Below are 17,555 nucleotides of genomic sequence, written 5' to 3' on the forward strand. Positions count from 1 at the left end.
CGCGACCGCATCCGCTCATAGTGGTCAGGCAGGGTCGGTGGTGAGTTCGGCGACCAGGCTCGCCAGGTCCACGGCGCCCGCCTCGACGGCCGCGTACATGTCGTCCAGCTCGCGGTACCCCAGGCGGCCCGCCACGCTGCCCGACACGCCACGACACTCCAGGTCCAGCAACTCCATGCCGGCGGCGGCGAGGGCGTCCGCCACCATGCGCCGGCCCGTCTCGGCCGCGTCGTCCTCCTGCTGGGCCGCGAGGTGCCGCCGGATCAGCAGCCGGGCCGTGGGCGTCGTGGCCGCGTTCAGCCCCTCGGCCGACGGGCGGGCCGTGTCGGCGGTCAGGATGTGCACCACCGCGCCGTTGTCGAGCCGCGCGTGCAGCGGGGCCAGCTTCCCGTTGACCAGCGCGCCGATGGCGTGGTTGCCGATCTCCGGGCCGAGGGCGTACGCGAAGTCGATCGGGGTGGCGCCGGGCGGCAGCGGGATCACCTCGCCGCCCGTCGTGAACGCGGCGATGAGGTCGGGCCGCAGGTCGCCGCGCAGCGACTCAAGGAAGTCGGCCGAGGTCGCGTCGTTCTGCCAGGCCAGCAGCCGGCGCAGCCATTCGAGGTCGATGCGCCCCGCCACGTCCGCCCGCTGCCCCTTGGCGACGTCGTGGATGTGGGCGGCCAGCCCGCGCTCGGCCATGCGGTGCATCTGGCGGGTGCGGATGATGACGTCCATCACCTTGCCGCCGTCGGCGATGACGCGGGTGTGCAGCGCGCGGTACAGGTTGAACCTCGGCAGCGAGATGAAGTCCTTCAGCCGGCCGGGCACCGGGCTCATGCTGGTGTGGACGGCGCCCAGCGCGATGTAGCAGTCGCGGTCCTCGCCGTCGACCAGCACCAGCAGCCGGAACAGGTCGGCGGGCTGGAGGGTGTCGAGATGGTCGCCCACGTCGAGGTGTACCGCCCACAGGTGGCGGCGGTGCAGGATGACCTGCGCCGACAGGCGCTGGTCCTTCAGCGCGGCCCTCAGCCGCCGCACGGCGGGGTCCAGCAGCAGCCGCCCCCCGGCCTCCCTGGCGGCCAGCGCGGTGTCGATGGCGGCGTGCGCCTCCGGCTGTAACACCGAGAAGCACAGATCGTCCATCTCCCGTTTGAGCTCGTACATGCCGAGCCGCTCGGCGAAGGGGATCAGGAGCTCCTGGGACTGGCGGGCGATGCGCTGCCGTTTGTGCGCGGGCTGGAAGCCCAGGGTGCGGAGGTTGTGCAGCCGGTCGGCGAGCTTGATCAGCAGGACGCGCAGGTCGGCGGCGGCGGCCAGGACCATCTTGCGGAACGTCTCGGCCTCCGCCCGCTCCCCCCAGCGTGACCCGTCGAGCTTGGTCACCCCGTCGACCAGGACGGCGACCTCGTCCCCGAAGTCCGCGCGCAGCTCGTCCAGTGTGTAGGAGGTGTCCTCGATGGTGTCGTGCAGCAGCGCCGCCTGGAGCGTCGCGGTGTCCAGGCCGAGCTCGGCCAGGATCAGCGTGACCTCGATCGGGTGGATGATGTACGGCTCGCCCGACTTGCGGCGCTGACCGCGGTGGGCCAGCTCGGCGGCCTCGTACGCCTTGCGCACCGGGGCGAGCCTGGACTTCGGGTAGCCGGCCCGGTGGGCACGCAGGACGGGGTCGAGGGCGGCCATGTTCGCGGCACGCTCGGCACGCGACGTGACGTCTCTCAGAGCCCGGGCGGCACGGCCCGGGGGCTGCTCGTCACCCATCGTTCCCCCTCGCCACCGCCGGGAGCCATGGGACGCGGCGCGCCCGCATCCTCCAACGTTAGCGCCGAGCGCGTTCCAGGGCGTCCCAGAAGCCGCGGCGCAGCGCGTGGCGTACCTCGTCGTGCAGCAGGAAGTCGATCGGGAGCGACGATCCCTGGAGCAACCGGGCCTCCAGGTCGGACGGCATGCGCGGCTTGCGGGCGAGCACGGCCTCCAGCCACAGGGCGGGGGCGTCCCTGGCGACGGACTCGCCGAAGTCGTGCCCCTCCTTGTGCGCGGCCTTCACCGCGTCGGCCAGGGTGGTGGTGCCGGGCGCGGTGTGCGAGGGCACCGGGGCGGGCTGGGGGCCGGTGTAGGGGCCGAGCTGCGGGTAGGTCGGCGGGCCGCTCGCGCCCATGTTGTACTGGCTCGGCACCGAGGAGGACTGCGGCGGGACCGGCGCCGCCATGGGCGCCTGCGGTGGTGCCTGCTGGTGGGTGGCCTGCTGCGCCTCGGCCGAATAGCTGGAGTAGGCCGGGGGGAGCGCGGGCTGGGAGGAGCGCGGCGGGGGCGGCGACTGCGCGGGGAGCCCGCGCGAGCCGGAGCCGTGTGAGCCCGGCCCCTGCTGCGACCCGCCGTAGGAACCCTGGCCCTGCGCACCGGAGCCCGGCGAACCAGGCGTGCCGAGCCCGCGCGAGCCGGACCCGTGGGAGCCGTGGCCGCCGGCGTCCTGCGCGCCGGAGCCGAAGGAGCCGTGCGAGCCCTGGTCCGGGGCGTCGGCACCCCCCGAGGAGCCGTGGGACCCCGAGCCGAACGTGGACCCCATCGCGCCGGACGGCGGGGGACCGGACGCGGGCGGGCTCGACGCGGGCGGCTTACCGCCAGGCGTGGCGTGGGAGCCGGACCCGAACGCGTTCTGCCCCGGCGACGACCCGTGCGTACCCGAACCTGACCCGCCCGTCCCGGAGGACGAACCGTAGGAGCCCGAACCTGACCCGCCCGATCCCGAGGACGAACCGTACGAACCCGAACCCGACCCACCCGACCCCGAGGACGAACCGTACGAACCCGAACCCGACCCACCCGACCCCGAGGACGAACCGTACGAACCCGAACCCGACCCGCCCGTCCCCGGCGAATAGTCATAGGAGCCGGATTCGCCGGTCCCGGAGGACGAACCATAGGAACCCGGACCGGACCCGCCCGACCCCGAGGACGAACCGGAGGACGTGGGACCGAGGGGGCCTGCGCCCGGGGGGGACCCGTGCGAGCCAGAACCCGGGGACGAGGCGGGCGCGGAGGACCCGTAGGCGCCCGGCTCGGACCCGTAGCCGCCGGGGTCGGCGGCCGGCGAACCGTAGCCGCCGGGCTCGGCGGAGGATCCGTAGCCTCCGGACTCGGCGGACGGCGAACCGTACCCGCCCGCGTCAGGCGGCGACCCGTACCCGCCGGGCTCCGGCGAGGAGCCGTAACCGCCCGGCTCGGCGGAGGAGCCGTAGCCGCCGGGCTCGGCGGACGTGCCGTGCGGCCCGGACTCGAACATGCCCGGCTCGGTGGACGAGGGGCGGGGACCCTGGCCGTACGCGCCCGGGTCCTGACCCGGGCCGTGCGAGCCCGAGCCGAGGGTCTCCGGCGCGTGGGACGAGGCGTTCGGTGAGCCGGGACCCGAGGAGCCCTGACCGGACGAGCCGGACCCGGCGTTCGCCGCGTGCGGGCTGGACCCGAGCCCGCCGAGCGCGCCGAGCGCCCCCGGGCTGTGCGAGCCGGAGCCGCGCGAGCCCGGTCCCGGACCCGGCGAGCCGTGCGAACCGGACGAGACGCCTCCCGTGCCGGATCCACCGGACGCGTGGGAACCGCCGGAGGTCGGACCGCTGGTGAGGCCGCCGGAGGAGCCGCCGGTCAGGGCGCCGCCCGAACCCGAGCCGTGCGATCCGGAGCCGTGTGAACCGGAGCCCGCGGAGCCCGTGCCTTGCGGGTCGGATCCAGAGGTGCCAGAGGTGTGCGTGCCGGACCCGAGGGCGCCGGACGTCCCACCCAGGGTGCCGGAGTCATAGGAGCCGCCGAGCGCGCCGCCCGGGGCATGCGAGCCGTGGCCCGGGCGGGACCCGGACCCGGTGACGGCCGACCCGCCGGGGCCTGCGGCGGCCATGGACCCGGTCGAGGGGGGCTGCGCGCCGCCGTCCCGCGTGTGGGTGAGCCCGTTGCCTCGGGTGAGGCCCTCGCGGGACAGGCCGTTGTCACGGGACTGGCCGTTGCTGAGCCGCTGCGGCAGGCCGTTGCCCGCGCCGTTGTCGGGCGGGCCGATCACGTTGCCGGTCACCAGGTTGACGTACGGCCGGAGGTGGCCGCCGCCGATCTCGATGAGGTCGTCGCACTCCTGCTGGAGCGTGCGGGAGACCGCCCAGCTCCCGTCGGCCGCGATGTGGATGACGGTGACCCGGATGCCGAGGTCCTGGGCGTCGCTCACGACCTGGGCGAGGTCCTCGTCGCCGCTGACCACCACCGCGTCGCAGATGGCGTTGTTGCGGGCCAGGGTCATCAGGTCGCGGTGGACCTGGGCGTCGACGCCCTCCCTGCGGCCGGGCCTGATGCGCGCGAGCCGCAGCTTGAGACCGGGGATGTCGGCCAGCGCGTCGTGCTCGGGGGTGCGCCTGCCCTCGACGGTCGCCTCGTACCAGTAGCAGCGCAGGAGCGGCAGGTCGGTGCGTTCGCGGGACAGGGTGGACAGGAGCTGGAGCAGACCGGGGTAGTCCCAGGCGACGGCCTCGCGATGGCGGGTCCCATGAACGGCCATGGCGCCGTCCGCCAGCAGATAGCCCGCGTCCACGAACAGCGCGCAGCGATCCACGTGACACCGCCCTTTCCTACTTGGCCCAAGCCCGGTGGCAGCCGAAGCCCGGCCCTATCCCAGGGTAATGAAGCCACTGATCGTGCGAGAGTGAATCCCGGCGATTCAGCACCCGCATGACCATATCCAGGGACGTCCACGCAGACCGTACCAGTTTGTCCTCTTTAACTGACCTGGGGTGATAAACGAGTGGCGCAGCGGCCCGGCCGAATCCCCATCTCTAGGCTGGCCCCATGAGCGACCATGCGAACCTACTGGACGAGATCAAGAAAAAGGGAGTGGTGCACGGCCGGGTCGTGCTCTCCTCCGGCCGCGAGGCCGACTGGTACGTGGATCTGAGGCGCATCACGCTGGACGGCGCCGCCGCCCCTCTGGTCGGCCGGGTGATGCTCGATCTCACCGAGGACCTCGGCTACGACGCCGTGGGCGGGCTGACCCTGGGCGCCGACCCGGTGGCCGTCGCGATGCTCCACGCGGCGGCGGCACGCGGGCGCAGGCTCGACGCGTTCGTCGTGCGCAAAGCGGGCAAGGCGCACGGGCTGCAGCGCCGCATCGAGGGCCCGGACGTCGCGGGCCGCCGTGTGCTGGCTGTGGAGGACACCTCGACCACCGGAGGGTCGGTCCTCACGGCGGTGGAGGCCCTTCGGGAGGCGGGCGCCGAGATCGTGGGCGTCGCGACGATCGTCGACCGGGGCGCCGCGGCGAAGATCGAGGAGGCGGGCTTCACCTACCGCACCGCCTACACGCTGACCGACCTCGGCCTCGGCTGAGCACCGGCCGTACGCCTCGTGCTGAGCACCGGCCGTACGCCTCGTGCTGAGCACCGGCCGTACGCCTCGTGCTGAGCACCGGCCGTACGCCCGGCCCGCCCTGAGCCGCCGTACGCCCGGTGTGCCCAGGGCGGGCGTCAGCCGGGCGTCGCGCGCTTGGCGGTGAAGCTCTGGCGCTCCCCGGGCTCCCCTGGGGGGCGCGGCCTGCCGTTCACCTCGACGTACACGGTGGAGGCGTCGTCGAGCACCACTTCGAGGCCGGCCTCGGAGTAGGACGCCTGCTGGCCCTTGCCGAGCTCGCGGTCCTCGACCACGTCACCGCCGCTGGCGCGGACGAACAGCGGGCACCGGTCGGCCCGGCACTCGACGAACAAGGTGGGGATGTCGGTGTCGGCGGCGGTGCGCACCGCGGAGACCGAGACCGGGGGCGCGGACGACGCGGGCCCGCCCTGCGGCACCTGGGCCGAGCCGGCCGGGGAGGGCCCCGGCTCATCCGACTTCAGCGACCCGATGAGGGAGAGGGCGCCCACGACGATCAGCACCAGCACCACGAGGATCGCCACGCCTACGAGGAGCAGACGGGCGATGCCCATGGGGTCAGACCGATGGCGTCCCATGTACCGGAGGGTAGCGCCTGCGTGGCGGCGCCAAGGCCGCTCCGAACAGGACTCTTATGGCTCGGGGCCCGAAACCGGCGCCCTGGCCGCTACATCGGGGAGGCGGGATCCCTGTGATGACGGCCACGCGGCTCGGCCGGACCGTCCTTCGGCTCCCGGCGGTTCTTCAGCACCTCACGCACGATCGGGATGATCGACAGCAGCACGATCACGACGGCGCCGGGGATGATGTAGTGGTCCACGTCCGGGATGACGCTGCCCGCGAAGTAGCCGATGAGGAGCATCGACTCGGTCCACAGGACGCCGCCGACGATGTTCCACACGAGGAACTTCCCGGCGGGCATCCCGAGCATCCCGGCGACCGGGTTGAGGAAGGTGCGGACGATGGGGATGAACCTGGCGAGCACCACGGCCTTGGAGGGCCCGAACTTCGCGAAGTAGTGCTCGGCCTTCTGGACGTACTCCATCTTGAACAGCCGGGAGTCGGGCCGCGAGAACAGCCGGGGGCCGGACTTGGCGCCGATGAGGTGGCCGAGCTGGGCCCCGGCGATGGCGCAGATCGGCGCGCACACCAGCAGGACGCCCAGGGGGAACGGCGCGTCCAGGCCGACCGAGGACGCGACCGCCGCCGACGCCCCCATCCCGGCGACCACCAGCAGCGAGTCTCCGGGCAGGAAGAAGCCGACGAGCAGCCCTGTCTCGGCGAAAATGATCGCGAGAATGCCGATGAGCCCGAAGGTGACGATCCACCATTGGGCGTCCAGAAGATTTGTGAGGTCCATCACGGATGAGGGTACCCCCTGCTTCCTCGTCCGCCGCTCCTTCGCAATACTTGCCCGGGGGAGGACCGAGCCCCGCACCCGCCACCATTCCGACCAGGGAGATGACTCCGATGCCTATCGCGACCCCAGAGGTCTATGCCGAGATGCTCGACCGGGCCAAGGCCAATGGTTTCGCATACCCGGCGATCAACGTGACGTCCTCGCAGACGTTGAACGCCACGCTCCGCGGCTTCGCCGAGGCCGAGAGCGACGGCATCGTCCAGGTGTCGACCGGCGGCGCCGAGTACCTGTCGGGCACGTCGGTGAAGGACATGGTCACCGGTGCGGTGGCCCTGGCGGAGTACGCGCGCGCCGTCGCCGACAAGTACCCCGTGAACATCGCGCTGCACACCGACCACTGCCCGAAGGACAAGCTCGACGGCTTCGTGCGCCCGCTCCTTGAGATCTCGCTCGCCCGGGTCGCCGAGGGCAAGGACCCCCTGTTCCAGTCGCACATGTGGGACGGTTCCGCCTGCCCGCTCGACGAGAACCTCCAGATCGCCCGCGAGCTGCTGGAGAAGGCCAGCCGGGCGCACGTCGTCCTGGAGGCCGAGATCGGCGTCGTGGGCGGCGAGGAGGACGGCGTCGTCGGCGAGATGAACGAGAAGCTCTACAGCACGCCCGAGGACGCCCTGGCCACCGCCGAGGCGCTCGGCCTGGGGGACAACGGCCGCTACCTGCTGGCCGCCACCTTCGGCAACGTGCACGGCGTGTACAAGCCGGGCCACGTCAAGCTCCGCCCGAGCGTCCTGAAGGACATCCAGGACGCCGTCGCCGGCAAGTACGGCACCGAGAAGCCCTTCTACCTCGTCTTCCACGGCGGCTCCGGCTCCTCGCTCGAGGAGATCCGCGAGGCGATCTCCTACGGCGTGGTGAAGATGAACATCGACACCGACACGCAGTACGCCTTCACCCGCCCGGTCGCCGACCACATGTTCCGCAAGTACGACGGCGTTCTCAAGATCGACGGCGACGTGGGCAACAAGAAGGACTACGACCCGCGCGCGTGGGGCAAGGCGGCCGAGGCCGGGATGACGGCCCGCGTTTCGCAGGCCTGCCAGGACCTGCTGTCCACCGGCACGAGGATGTCCTGATCTTCTCCGCCATCAGGTGGATCACCAGGTAGATGTATGAGTCACGACATGTTCTGACTTGTAGTGGAACGGGTGGTCTGTGAAGACCGCCCGTTTCATGTGAATTTCCTGAGAAAAATCGCGAAAAGAGATGATTGCGAGGCTGTTGTAACAAATACGTCGTTAGCATGAGCTAAATGTCCATCTCCTACCGAGCACGGCCATATGTCTGCGGTGCCATCGGAAAGTGGGATGCGCGCGTGGTGGAGCGGCTGCTGGCCGCCTCCCCGCGCGACCTCGACGAGGTGCACCGCTCCCCCTCCGCCGTCCTGTGGTCGTCGGGCGAGCCGGAGAGCTGGTCGGACGGATCGCGGTCCGGCTACCTGTGGTGGCCCGCCGCCGGCGGCCTGCCGCAGCCCCGTTCGTGGCAGGAGTCCTCCGAGCGGCGCCTGGCGGCGGGACTGGTCCTCGACCCCGACGGCGTCGTGCTGCACACCGACGCACTCGGCCTGAACGAGCTCGACGTCCGCCGCGTCGGCGACGCGCTGTACTTCTCGGTCCGGCAGGACCCGCTTGTGGAACTGGACGGCTCCCCCCTCCACGTCGACTGGCCGGCCTGGGCGAGCCTGCTCATGATGACCACGCCGATCGGCGACCAGACGCTCTTCTCCGAGATCAAGCACCTGGAGCCGGCCACCGCCTGGCGCGCCGCCGGCGGACGGCTGGAGCGGCTGGGCTTCGAGCCCTCGTGGCTCGCCGCCGAGCCGGACCGCCCGCCGTCCCCCGAGGAGATGGTCGAGCTGGTCGCGGCGGCGATCCCGCGCCGCGCGGGGCCGGTCGCCATCGGGCTGAGCGGAGGCTGGGACTCCCGGCTGCTGGCCTCGTTGGTGTCCCGCCGCCCCGAGAGCCGTCTCACGGCGTGGACGACCAGCACCGACGACGGCCTGGACCTCGACATCACCTGCGCGAGTGCCGTCGCCGAGACGCTCGGCCTGCCCCACCACCTGGTGACGCCCGGGCCGGAGTCGTGGCTGGAGGAGCACGGCGAGGTGCGGCTCCGCACCCAGTACCAGACGCTGCACCACGGCTGGGCGATGCCGTACGCGCGGGCGGTCCACGGCCTGCGGGGGCCGCTGATCGACGGCTGCCTCGGCGACGCGCTGCTGCGCAGCCGGGGCGACCACGCGGAGGTCCCGCTCGCGGCGAGCCACGAGCAGGCACGGAAGATCTCCTGGGACGTCATGACCGGGCACGCCCCGCGCCATGAGCAGATCTGGGCGCCGGGCGTGGTGGACGTGCTCGCCGACCTGAGCCTTTCGGCCTTCCACCAGGTCATGCGGCCGGTCGAGGGGCACCACGCCATGCCCGTGCTGGCCAGGCTCGTCTCCCACCGGGGCGTCTTCGCCTCGGCGGCGTGGCTGCTCGGGCCCGAGGCGGAGGTCTGGCTGCCGTTCGTCCACCCGGACGTGATCGCGGGCTCCCTGCGCGTACCGCTGGCCGAGCGCAAGGACCACGCGTACTACCTGGCGATGCTCGCGCACGGCGCGGGCGAGGTGGCCGCCCTGCCCTCGACCAACGACCCCGGCGCCAAGCCCGAGGCGGGCCCTCGGCGGACGACCTCTCCGGCCGCGCTGGCCTCGCTCGCCGGGGACATCGCCGGATCGGAGGAGGTGCGGGCCCTGCTCGGCCCCCGCCTGCTGGCCGCGCTCGGCGACCCGGAACTACGGGCGCGGCAGGCACGGTGGACCGGGCCGCTCTACGTCCTGCAGTGGGCGAGCATGCTGGCCCGCTGGCAGGCCCGATACCGCTCTCGCCTGGCATGGGAACCCTTGACCTGACGAGGAATAACCTGGAACCGCCCGACCACCCAAAACGTCAGAAAGGGTAATAATGCGGACATTACCCCCACGCCTCCTGTTGATCGCCGGCGCGGCCCTCGCGGGTCTCGCGGTGATCACACTGGTGCCCCTGTCCGCCGCGGGAGTCGTGGCCCCCGCCCTGGCCGTCCAGATCGGCCTCTCCATCCTGGTCCTGGCCCTTGCGGCCGCGATCGTGGCGAGCGTGCGCCGTACCGACGGCAAGGCCCAGCGGATCGACGCGCGCACCAAGCGCCACGAGGCCGCCCTAGGAAGGACCGAGCAGAGCGTCGCCACGCTCGCCGCCACGCTCGACGGGCTGGCCGGCCGCATGGAGGAGGCCGGCCGCCACCAGTCGCGCGTCGTCCTGTCGGCGCTCGGCGAGGACCGGATGGAACTGACCGCCCAGGCGGACCGGATCTCCCAGCTCGCCTCCGCCGTGGCCCGGATCGACACCACCGTGCGCCAGAGCGCCGCCGACCTCGACGACCTGCGTAAACTCCGCCACGACCACGAGCAGCTCACCGGCCTCACCGGCACAGCCGTCCAGGCCGTGCGCGAGATCTCCGAGCGGCTGGACACCCTGAGCGGCACCGTGCGCGACGGCCAAGCCGGCCTGGCGAGGACCGTGCGCCAGACCTACGCGCAGCTAGAGGCCCTCATCGACATCCGGGCCCTGCTGCACCCGCGCGCCCCGCTGCCCCGGCTACGCGGCTGGGCGGCCTCCCCCGACATCCTGCGCCTGCTCATCGAGCGGATCGCGGTGGACGGCGCCGGCACCGTCGTCGAGTGCGGCAGCGGCGCCTCCAGCGTGTGGCTCGGTTACGCGCTGGAACGTTTCGGTGGCGGCCGGGTCATCGCCCTGGAGCACGACGAGCGGTTCGCCGAGGCCTCGGCCGACCTCGTGCTGGCCCACGGGCTGCAGGACGTCGTCGAGGTCAGGCACGCGCCGCTCACCCCCTGGGCCCGCGGTGAGGAGACCATCCCCTGGTACGACACGCGGGTGGTGGACGACCTGACCGGCATCGGCCTGGTCTTCGTGGACGGGCCGCCCGGCGCCACCGCCCCGCTCGTGCGGTACCCGGCGCTGCCGGTGCTGCTGCCGCGGTGCGCGGACGACGCGTGGTTCGTCATGGACGACACCGACAGGGCCGCCGAGCGCGAGGTCGCCGACCGCTGGCTGCGGGAGTACCCCGAGCTGACCGGCTCGGCGTTCTCGGCGGAGAAGGGCGCGATGCTGCTCCGGCGGAACCCCCGATGACCGGCGGAGACGGGTGATGGCCGCCCGGCTCGCCCCGGTCGGCATGGCCTCCGAGCTGGCCAGGATGAGCGGGAAGATCGCCGTCGCCGTGGCCGGGGTGGAGGTCGCGGGACTCGACGCGCTGCTGCCCGGTGTGGCCTTCGAGGCCGCGGACGTGGACCTCATGGGCACCGCGCCCTGGGCCACCGCAGAGCCCGCCGCCGTCGTCGTGGTCGCGAGGACCTCCACCGACCTGCGCCGCGCGGTGACCGTCAGTGGATCGTTCCCGGCCACGACCATGGTCGGCGTCGTCGTCCTGGAGACGCCGCAGTGGTGCGACGCCCCCGGCGTCCCGCTGTCGCCCGGCCTCGGCCGGCGGTTCCTGCGCGACGTCAGCGTTTCGCGGTACGACAAGAGCGGCTGGCGGGTCAAGGTCCGCTTCTCGCAGCCCCGTCCCGCCGGCGAGGTCGTGGCGGCGGTGGCCAGGAGCTTCGGCGGGCACCACCTCAGTGGGTACGCGCTCCCCATGGCCGGGCTGGCCGGTCCCGGGCTCGCCGTGTGGCGGCCCGGCGACCCCAACGTCACCTTCGCCGACGAGCGTGGCCCCGCGCCCGACCGCTCGGACGTGCCCACCGCCGACCTGGCCGTGCGCGCCGTCCCGGTACCGCCTGGCGAGGGCTGGGCCGACCCGAGGGTCCCGGCCGCCGACCGGCCCGCGGAGGTCACCTGGGAGCGTCTCGGCTCCCCCGGCGGGTACGGGGAGCTGCGCGCCTCGGCGCTCGAGCCCGGCTCGGTGCCGCCGGTCGACGAACGGTCGGTCAACCCGCGCGGCTTCCTCAAGACGCCGTCCGAGCCGGTCGCCGACCTCACCCAGCACGACGGGCGATGGGAGGTCCGCGCCGAGGACCGGACGCTCGTGCGCCTGGCCGCGTCCGGCGGGGTGACCGACGCCGACATCGGCCGCTTGCGGCGCCTGCGCGGGCTCCGCGTCGCCTGGAGCCCCGCCCACACCGGCCCGGTCGCCGCCGTCCACGCCGTCGCGGGGCTCGCCGCCGCCGGGATCCCGCTGCTCTCCGACCCGCCCCCGGCGTGGGCCGCGTCGGCGCTCGGCCCCGAGCTGTCCGCGCGGGTGTCCGCCGCGACCGAGCACGAACTGGCCGACGAGCTGCGACGCGAGGAGCACAGCGTGCTGTTGCGCCGGCTGGCGCTGGCCGGGCACGGCACCATGGCGCGCTGGCGCTCGCTCGCGGCGCTCGCCGGGGTCGCCACCCCGGCCGAGCCGAGCCTGTCGGTCGTCCTGTGCACCCGCCGCGCGGACCTGGTGCCCTTCGCCCTCGGCCAGATCGCCCGGCAGCGCGGGGTGGACCTGGAGGTCCTCCTCACCCTGCACGGGGTGTCCGCCGCCGTCCCCGAGGTGGCCGGGGCGGTCGCGGCCTTCGGCCGCCCGATCACGATCGTGGAGGCCGACTCCCGCCTGCCGTTCGGCAGCGTGCTCAACCAGGCCGCCGCCCAGGCGACCGGGTCCTACCTCAGCAAATGGGACGACGACGACTGGTACGGCCCCGACCACCTCGCCGACATGATGCTCGCCCAGGCGTACTCGGGGGCCGAGCTGGTGGGCGCCGCCTCGGAGTTCTTCTACCTGCAGCAGATCGACGTCACCATCCGCCGCGACTGGACCAGCGAGACGATGTCCGACCACGTGGCGGGCGGCACCTTCGTGGTGTCGCGGTCCGCCTTCGAGGCGCTGGGCGGCTTCCGCCCGGTGGCGCGTTCGGTGGACGTCCAGTTCTTCCAGGACCTGCTCAGGGCGGGCGGGGCGATCTACCGGACGCACGGGCTGGGTTTCGTCGCGCGCAGGGCGGCTAGAGGCGTGCACACCTGGCAGGAGCCGGTCGGGTACTTCCTGGCCAGGGCCAAGGAACAGTGGCGGGGATTCCGGCCGAGCCGACTGATGGAGTGGGAACAGTGACGCAGCAGGGGAACCCGGAGCGGGACGTCCCGGAGGGGCGCGAGCGGCCGGCCGGGCCGAGGATCCGGCACAACGACTACGGCCCGCTGGACCCGCCCGCCGTCGGGACCTGGCGCCCGAGCCTGTCGGTGAGCGTGGTGATCGCGGCCTACGGGCACCAGGACAAGCTCGACCTGACGCTCGCCGCCCTCGCGGCCCAGACCTACCCCTCGCACCTCACGGAGGTGGTGGTCGTCGACGACGGGACCGTTCCCGCGCTGCGCCTCCCCGAGATCGTGCCCGGCAACACCCGGCTGATCGCCACCGAGCCGGGGGCGCGGGGCCGGTCCGACGCGCGCAACGCCGGGCTCGCCGTGGCCGGCGGCGACGTCGTCCACTGGCTGGACGCCGACATGGTCACCTTCCACGACGAGGTGGAGGCGCACATGCGCTGGCACCACCTGGCCGGCTACCTGGTGGTCATGGGGTATGTGCGCTACGTCGACCACCGGCCGGGCTCGCCCACCCCGGCGGAGGTGTACGCCGCGGTGTCGGCCGGCGCGACCGAGAAGCTGTTCGACGAGGAGGCCAGCGAGCCGCACACCTGGATCGTCGACCTGGCCGAGCGCACCGACGGGCTCCGCACGGCCGGCGACTCGGCGTACCGCGTCCACGTGACCAACGCCGCGTCGGTGAACACCCGGCTGCTGCGCGCGGCCGGCCCGCTGGACACCGGCCTGGTCCTCGGCGAGGACACCGAGCTGGGCTACCGGCTCGCCCAGGAGGGCGCCGCGTTCGTGCTGGCCCCCGAGGCGCGCAGCCGCCACCTCGGCACCTCGATGATGATGCGCGACGGGGAGCAGGTCCTGCGCTACAACCGGGCGTTCGTGCCCGACCACATCCCGCACATGCGGTGGCTGCGCACCCACCCGCGCCGTCAGTGGCTCGTGCCGTACGTCGAGGTCGTGGTCGACGCCGGGGACGCGTCCTACGAGGACATACGGGCGACGGTGGACGGCGTCCTCGCCAGTTCGCTGAACGACATCCAGGTCACCCTCGTGGGACCGTGGGACACCGTCACCGAGGACCGGCGCAACCCGCTGGACAGCCCGCGGCTCGACCTGCTGCTGGCACGCGGGCTGTACCGCGCCGAGCCCCGGGTCAGGTTCGCGCGGAGCGTCCCCGCCACCGCGGCGCCCTCGCCGTACCGCCTGCGCTGCCCGGCCGGGTGGGTCCCCGGGCCCGAGACGCTGCGGCGGCTGGTGGAGCGCGCGGCCAAGGACGGGCACGGGCTGGTCAGCGTGGCGCTCGACGAGGCCGACGACGTGGTCACCGCCCGGCTGGAGCACACCGGGGCGTTCGCCAGGGCCGCCCTGGTGCGCGGGCCGGACGAGTCTCTGGACGCCGCCGTCCACGACGTGCACGGCACGCACTGGCTGGACGGCAGGACGCTGGGGTTCCTCCCGGCGGCCGACGCCGAGCCGCCGAAGCGCGGCAAGAGCGAGGACCCGGCGATGGCGCGGGAGGTGGCCCGGCTGCGCGAGGAGAACGCCCGCCTGACCGCCCGGCTCGCGGCCCTGGAGGCGGAGGCACCGGAGCGGCCCGCCGGCGGCGGCCGTGAGAACGGCGCGGCGACGCGGTCACCGCGCCCGGGAGGCCCGAAGGCCCTGCTCAGACGCCTGCGCTGACCGCCCGGCCCAGCCGTACGCCGGACGGCGTACGGCCCGAGCCGTACGCCGTCCGGCTTTCGGTACGGGGTCTAGGGCCTTTTCGGTACGGGGTGGAGGGCGCCACCGACGATGTCGCCGAAGAGGCGTACGCGCGCGCCGCTTCCCGCGACCCAGCCCAGGAAGGCGTCCAGCACCTTGGGCCGCACGCCGAACTCGTCGCAGGTGTCGCACACGTTGTGGAACTGGTAGGTCACCAGGCCGCCGCCGCGCTTTTCGGCCTCCAGCACGTAGTCCTTGAGGGTGGCGAGCGTGACCGACCGGCGGACGGCCGGCATGGTGCGCAGGTGGTAGGCGTCGGTGACCCGGAGGTCCTCGGACCGGCCGCAGAGCGGGCAGGGGTCGCTCGGCGGCGCGAGGCCGCCGGACCTGCGGGCGCTGTCGTAGCCGCATCTGCGCACGACGGCCACGGTCGCGGCGTCGAACATGCCGTACGGGTAGGCGAAGGATCTCGGCCGGTAGCCCATGGCCATCAGGGCGCGCCGGTCGCCGCAGATCTGCCTGCGCTTGGCGGCGAGGGAGAGCGTGGGCAGGCGGGAGTGGGTCAGCGTGTGGCCGCCGATCTCGTTGCCGGCGGCGGCCAGCGTGTCGACCTGCGCCCTCGTCAGCCGTTTGGGCCGGCCGAGGAAGCCGCTGTTGATGTAGAACGTGCCAACCAGGTGGTGCGCGCGCAGGAGCTCGCCCGCGATGACCTGGGTCGCCCAGGCGTCGTCGAAGGTCAGGGCGACGATGGTCCTGGTGATGCCCGGCGCGTTCCCGCCCCGGAAGGCGGGCGGGCTGTCGTTCGCGACGCCGGGAGCGTTCCCGTCACGCTGCGCGTCCTGGCCACCGCACGCCGTGAGCGCGAGCAGTGCCATCAGGGTCACCACGGCGTACCGGGAGACGGAGAGGGTCACGGTCTCGGCCCCTTCGCGAGTCCTTTGCACGGGCAACCGGGTCACCGTATCGGACAATTTTCGGCTTTCATCACATATCGCAGAAGGGAGTATGACCAGACGGCCGGAACACAGGTAAGACTGTGCTCATGGAAACGCACGATAACCTTCTCGCCGGGCCACAGCCCACCCAGCTTCCGGACAACCCGGAGGCCAGGGAGGCCCTGGAATCCGGAGCCAAGGCCAGTGACGTCGCCGCGCGCTTCCCGGCCTTCCCCGCGGCCTGGGCGGCACTCGCCGACGAATACTTCGCCGCCGGGCACGCGGTGACCTCCTACGCCTTCGCCCGCACCGGATACCATCGGGGGCTCGACCAGCTTCGCCGGGCCGGCTGGAAGGGCCATGGGCCGATCCCCTGGGAGCACGAGCCCAACCGGGGGTTCCTCCGCTGCCTCAACGCCCTCAGCCGCGCCGCCCAGGCGATCGGCGAGAAGGACGAGGCCGAGAGGTGCGCCCAGTTCCTCCGCGATAGCAGTCCGGTGGCGGTAAAAGCCCTCAACTCCCCGTAAGCCGCGCTTGGGAGGCATCAGCCTGCTCGGGTAGTCTCTCAACGCAAGAGCCCCTGTCGCGCTTGCGCCAGGGGTTTCGTTTTTGTGTGCGGGAGTAAACCATGCCGGCTGTCGTTCTCGTGGGCGCCCAGTGGGGCGATGAGGGCAAGGGTAAGGCCACCGACCTGCTCGGCGGCGAGGTGGACTACGTCGTCCGCTACCAGGGCGGCAACAACGCCGGCCACACCGTGGTCATCGGCGACCAGAAGTACGCTCTGCACCTGCTGCCCACCGGCGTGCTGTCGCCGGACGTGGTCCCGGTGATCGGAAACGGTGTGGTCATCGACCCCGGAGTGCTCCTGTCGGAGATCGACGGGTTGCAGGAGCGCGGCATCTCCTCCGACCGGCTGCTGATCTCGGCCAGCGCGCATTTGATCATGCCCCACCACAAGGCGCTGGACAAGGTCACCGAGCGCTACCTCGGCAAGGCGCGCATCGGCACCACCGGACGCGGCATCGGCCCCGCGTACGGCGACAAGATCGCGCGGATGGGCATCCGGGTGCAGGACCTGCTCGACCCCGGCATCCTGGGCAAGAAGATCGAGATCGCGCTGCACGAGAAGAACCAGGTGCTGACCAAGGTCTACAACCGCAGGGGCATCGACCCGGCCAAGGTCCTGGACGAGTACCTCGGTTACGCCGAGCGGCTCAAGCCGCACATCGCCGACACGTCCCTGATACTCAACCGGGCGCTCGACCAGGACAAGGTCGTGCTCCTGGAGGGCGGCCAGGGCAACCTGCTCGACATCGACCACGGCACCTACCCCTTCGTGACCTCCTCCTCCCCGACCTCGGGCGGGGCGTGCGTCGGCTCGGGCATCCCGCCGACGCGGCTCACCCGGGTGATCGGTATCCTCAAGGCGTACACCACGCGCGTCGGCTCGGGCCCGTTCCCGACCGAGCTCACCGACGAGATGGGCGAGTGGCTGCGCACGACCGGCGGCGAGTACGGGGTCACGACCGGCCGCGACCGCCGCTGCGGCTGGTTCGACGCGATCATCGCCAGGTACGCCACCCGGATCAACGGTGTGACCGACTTCTTCCTCACCAAGCTGGACGTGCTGTCCGGCCTGGAGCGGATCCCGGTGTGCGTCGCGTACGAGGTGGACGGGGCGCGGTACGACGAGATCCCGATGACCCAGACCGACTTCCACCACGCCAAGCCGATCTACGAGGAGCTGCCCGGCTGGCAGGAGGACATCACCGAGGCCAAGACCTTCGACGACCTGCCGAAGAACGCCCAGAACTACGTGCGGACGCTGGAGGAGCTGAGCGGCGCCCCGATCTCCGCCATCGGCGTCGGCCCCGGCCGCACCCAGACCCTGTCCCTGCGGCCCCTCATCTGAGCGCGGGCCCGTGTCCTTCGCCGGCGGCGACCCCGGCCGGCGAAGGGCACGTGGCCTGATCCGGCAGGGCGAAACGGCCCCACCTGAACGTGGTCATGGCGCCT

General features: G+C 72.7%; 13 protein-coding genes. 8 read left to right on the forward strand and 5 right to left on the reverse strand.

All coding sequences use genetic code 11. The annotated features are described in order from the left end of the window. Positions 1-24: 24 nt before the first annotated feature. Entirely contained in the window at positions 25-1,740 is a 1,716-nt protein-coding gene (locus NYZ98_RS30525; protein ID WP_262847036.1) for a RelA/SpoT family protein, read from the reverse strand. A gap of 58 nt (positions 1,741-1,798) precedes the next feature. Further along, positions 1,799-4,567 carry an NYN domain-containing protein gene (locus tag NYZ98_RS41605; RefSeq protein WP_262847037.1) on the reverse strand — a complete coding sequence of 923 codons (2,769 nt, stop codon included), beginning with the start codon at positions 4,565-4,567 and terminating at the stop codon, positions 1,799-1,801. A gap of 233 nt (positions 4,568-4,800) precedes the next feature. On the opposite strand from NYZ98_RS41605, the gene pyrE reads away from it, so the two are divergent. Next, the gene (gene pyrE / locus NYZ98_RS30535) at positions 4,801-5,337 is read left to right on the forward strand and encodes an orotate phosphoribosyltransferase (RefSeq protein WP_262847038.1); all 537 of its coding nucleotides are present in this window, start codon (positions 4,801-4,803) and stop codon (positions 5,335-5,337) included. Positions 5,338-5,474: 137 nt separating this feature from the next. On the opposite strand, the gene NYZ98_RS30540 is transcribed toward pyrE, so the two are convergent. Both NYZ98_RS30540 and NYZ98_RS30545 read right to left on the reverse strand, forming a co-directional pair. Further along, positions 5,475-5,954 (reverse strand): DUF4115 domain-containing protein, encoded by a 480-nt coding sequence (locus NYZ98_RS30540; RefSeq protein ID WP_262847039.1) that lies wholly within the window; start codon positions 5,952-5,954, stop codon positions 5,475-5,477. A gap of 89 nt (positions 5,955-6,043) precedes the next feature. Next, positions 6,044-6,736, reverse strand: a complete 693-nt coding sequence (locus NYZ98_RS30545; RefSeq protein WP_262847040.1) for a DedA family protein — start codon at positions 6,734-6,736, stop codon at positions 6,044-6,046. A 110-nt stretch (positions 6,737-6,846) separates the two neighbouring features. On the opposite strand from NYZ98_RS30545, the gene fbaA reads away from it, so the two are divergent. The 5 genes from fbaA to NYZ98_RS30570 all read left to right on the forward strand — a co-directional run bounded on the left by fbaA (position 6,847) and on the right by NYZ98_RS30570 (position 14,583). Then, on the forward strand, positions 6,847-7,869 hold the full coding sequence (gene fbaA / locus NYZ98_RS30550; protein ID WP_262847041.1) for a class II fructose-bisphosphate aldolase: 1,023 nt from the start codon (positions 6,847-6,849) through the stop codon (positions 7,867-7,869). Positions 7,870-8,045: 176 nt separating this feature from the next. Beyond that, positions 8,046-9,686 (forward strand): asparagine synthase-related protein, encoded by a 1,641-nt coding sequence (locus NYZ98_RS30555; protein WP_262847042.1) that lies wholly within the window; start codon positions 8,046-8,048, stop codon positions 9,684-9,686. 52 nt (positions 9,687-9,738) lie between these two features. Further along, positions 9,739-10,965: a class I SAM-dependent methyltransferase gene (locus NYZ98_RS30560; protein WP_262847043.1), complete on the forward strand. Its 1,227-nt coding sequence runs from the start codon at positions 9,739-9,741 to the stop codon at positions 10,963-10,965. Positions 10,966-10,981: 16 nt separating this feature from the next. After that, positions 10,982-12,916 (forward strand): glycosyltransferase family A protein, encoded by a 1,935-nt coding sequence (locus NYZ98_RS30565; protein ID WP_262847044.1) that lies wholly within the window; start codon positions 10,982-10,984, stop codon positions 12,914-12,916. Beyond that, positions 12,913-14,583: a glycosyltransferase family 2 protein gene (locus NYZ98_RS30570; protein ID WP_262847045.1), complete on the forward strand. Its 1,671-nt coding sequence runs from the start codon at positions 12,913-12,915 to the stop codon at positions 14,581-14,583. The genes NYZ98_RS30565 and NYZ98_RS30570 overlap by 4 nt, the downstream gene beginning before the upstream one ends. Positions 14,584-14,654: 71 nt before the next feature. On the opposite strand, the gene NYZ98_RS30575 is transcribed toward NYZ98_RS30570, so the two are convergent. Beyond that, the gene (locus NYZ98_RS30575; RefSeq protein ID WP_262847046.1) at positions 14,655-15,518 is read right to left on the reverse strand and encodes a polysaccharide deacetylase family protein; all 864 of its coding nucleotides are present in this window, start codon (positions 15,516-15,518) and stop codon (positions 14,655-14,657) included. A 128-nt stretch (positions 15,519-15,646) separates the two neighbouring features. On the opposite strand from NYZ98_RS30575, the gene NYZ98_RS30580 reads away from it, so the two are divergent. Together NYZ98_RS30580 and NYZ98_RS30585 are read left to right on the forward strand one after the other, a co-directional pair. Continuing rightward, positions 15,647-16,066 (forward strand): DUF3151 domain-containing protein, encoded by a 420-nt coding sequence (locus tag NYZ98_RS30580; RefSeq protein ID WP_262847047.1) that lies wholly within the window; start codon positions 15,647-15,649, stop codon positions 16,064-16,066. A 101-nt stretch (positions 16,067-16,167) separates the two neighbouring features. After that, positions 16,168-17,451 (forward strand): adenylosuccinate synthase, encoded by a 1,284-nt coding sequence (locus NYZ98_RS30585; protein WP_262847048.1) that lies wholly within the window; start codon positions 16,168-16,170, stop codon positions 17,449-17,451. Positions 17,452-17,555: the final 104 nt, after the last annotated feature.

The sequence above is a fragment of the Sphaerisporangium corydalis genome (genome assembly GCF_025506355.1).
Classification (GTDB): Bacteria; Actinomycetota; Actinomycetes; order Streptosporangiales; family Streptosporangiaceae; genus Sphaerisporangium; species Sphaerisporangium corydalis.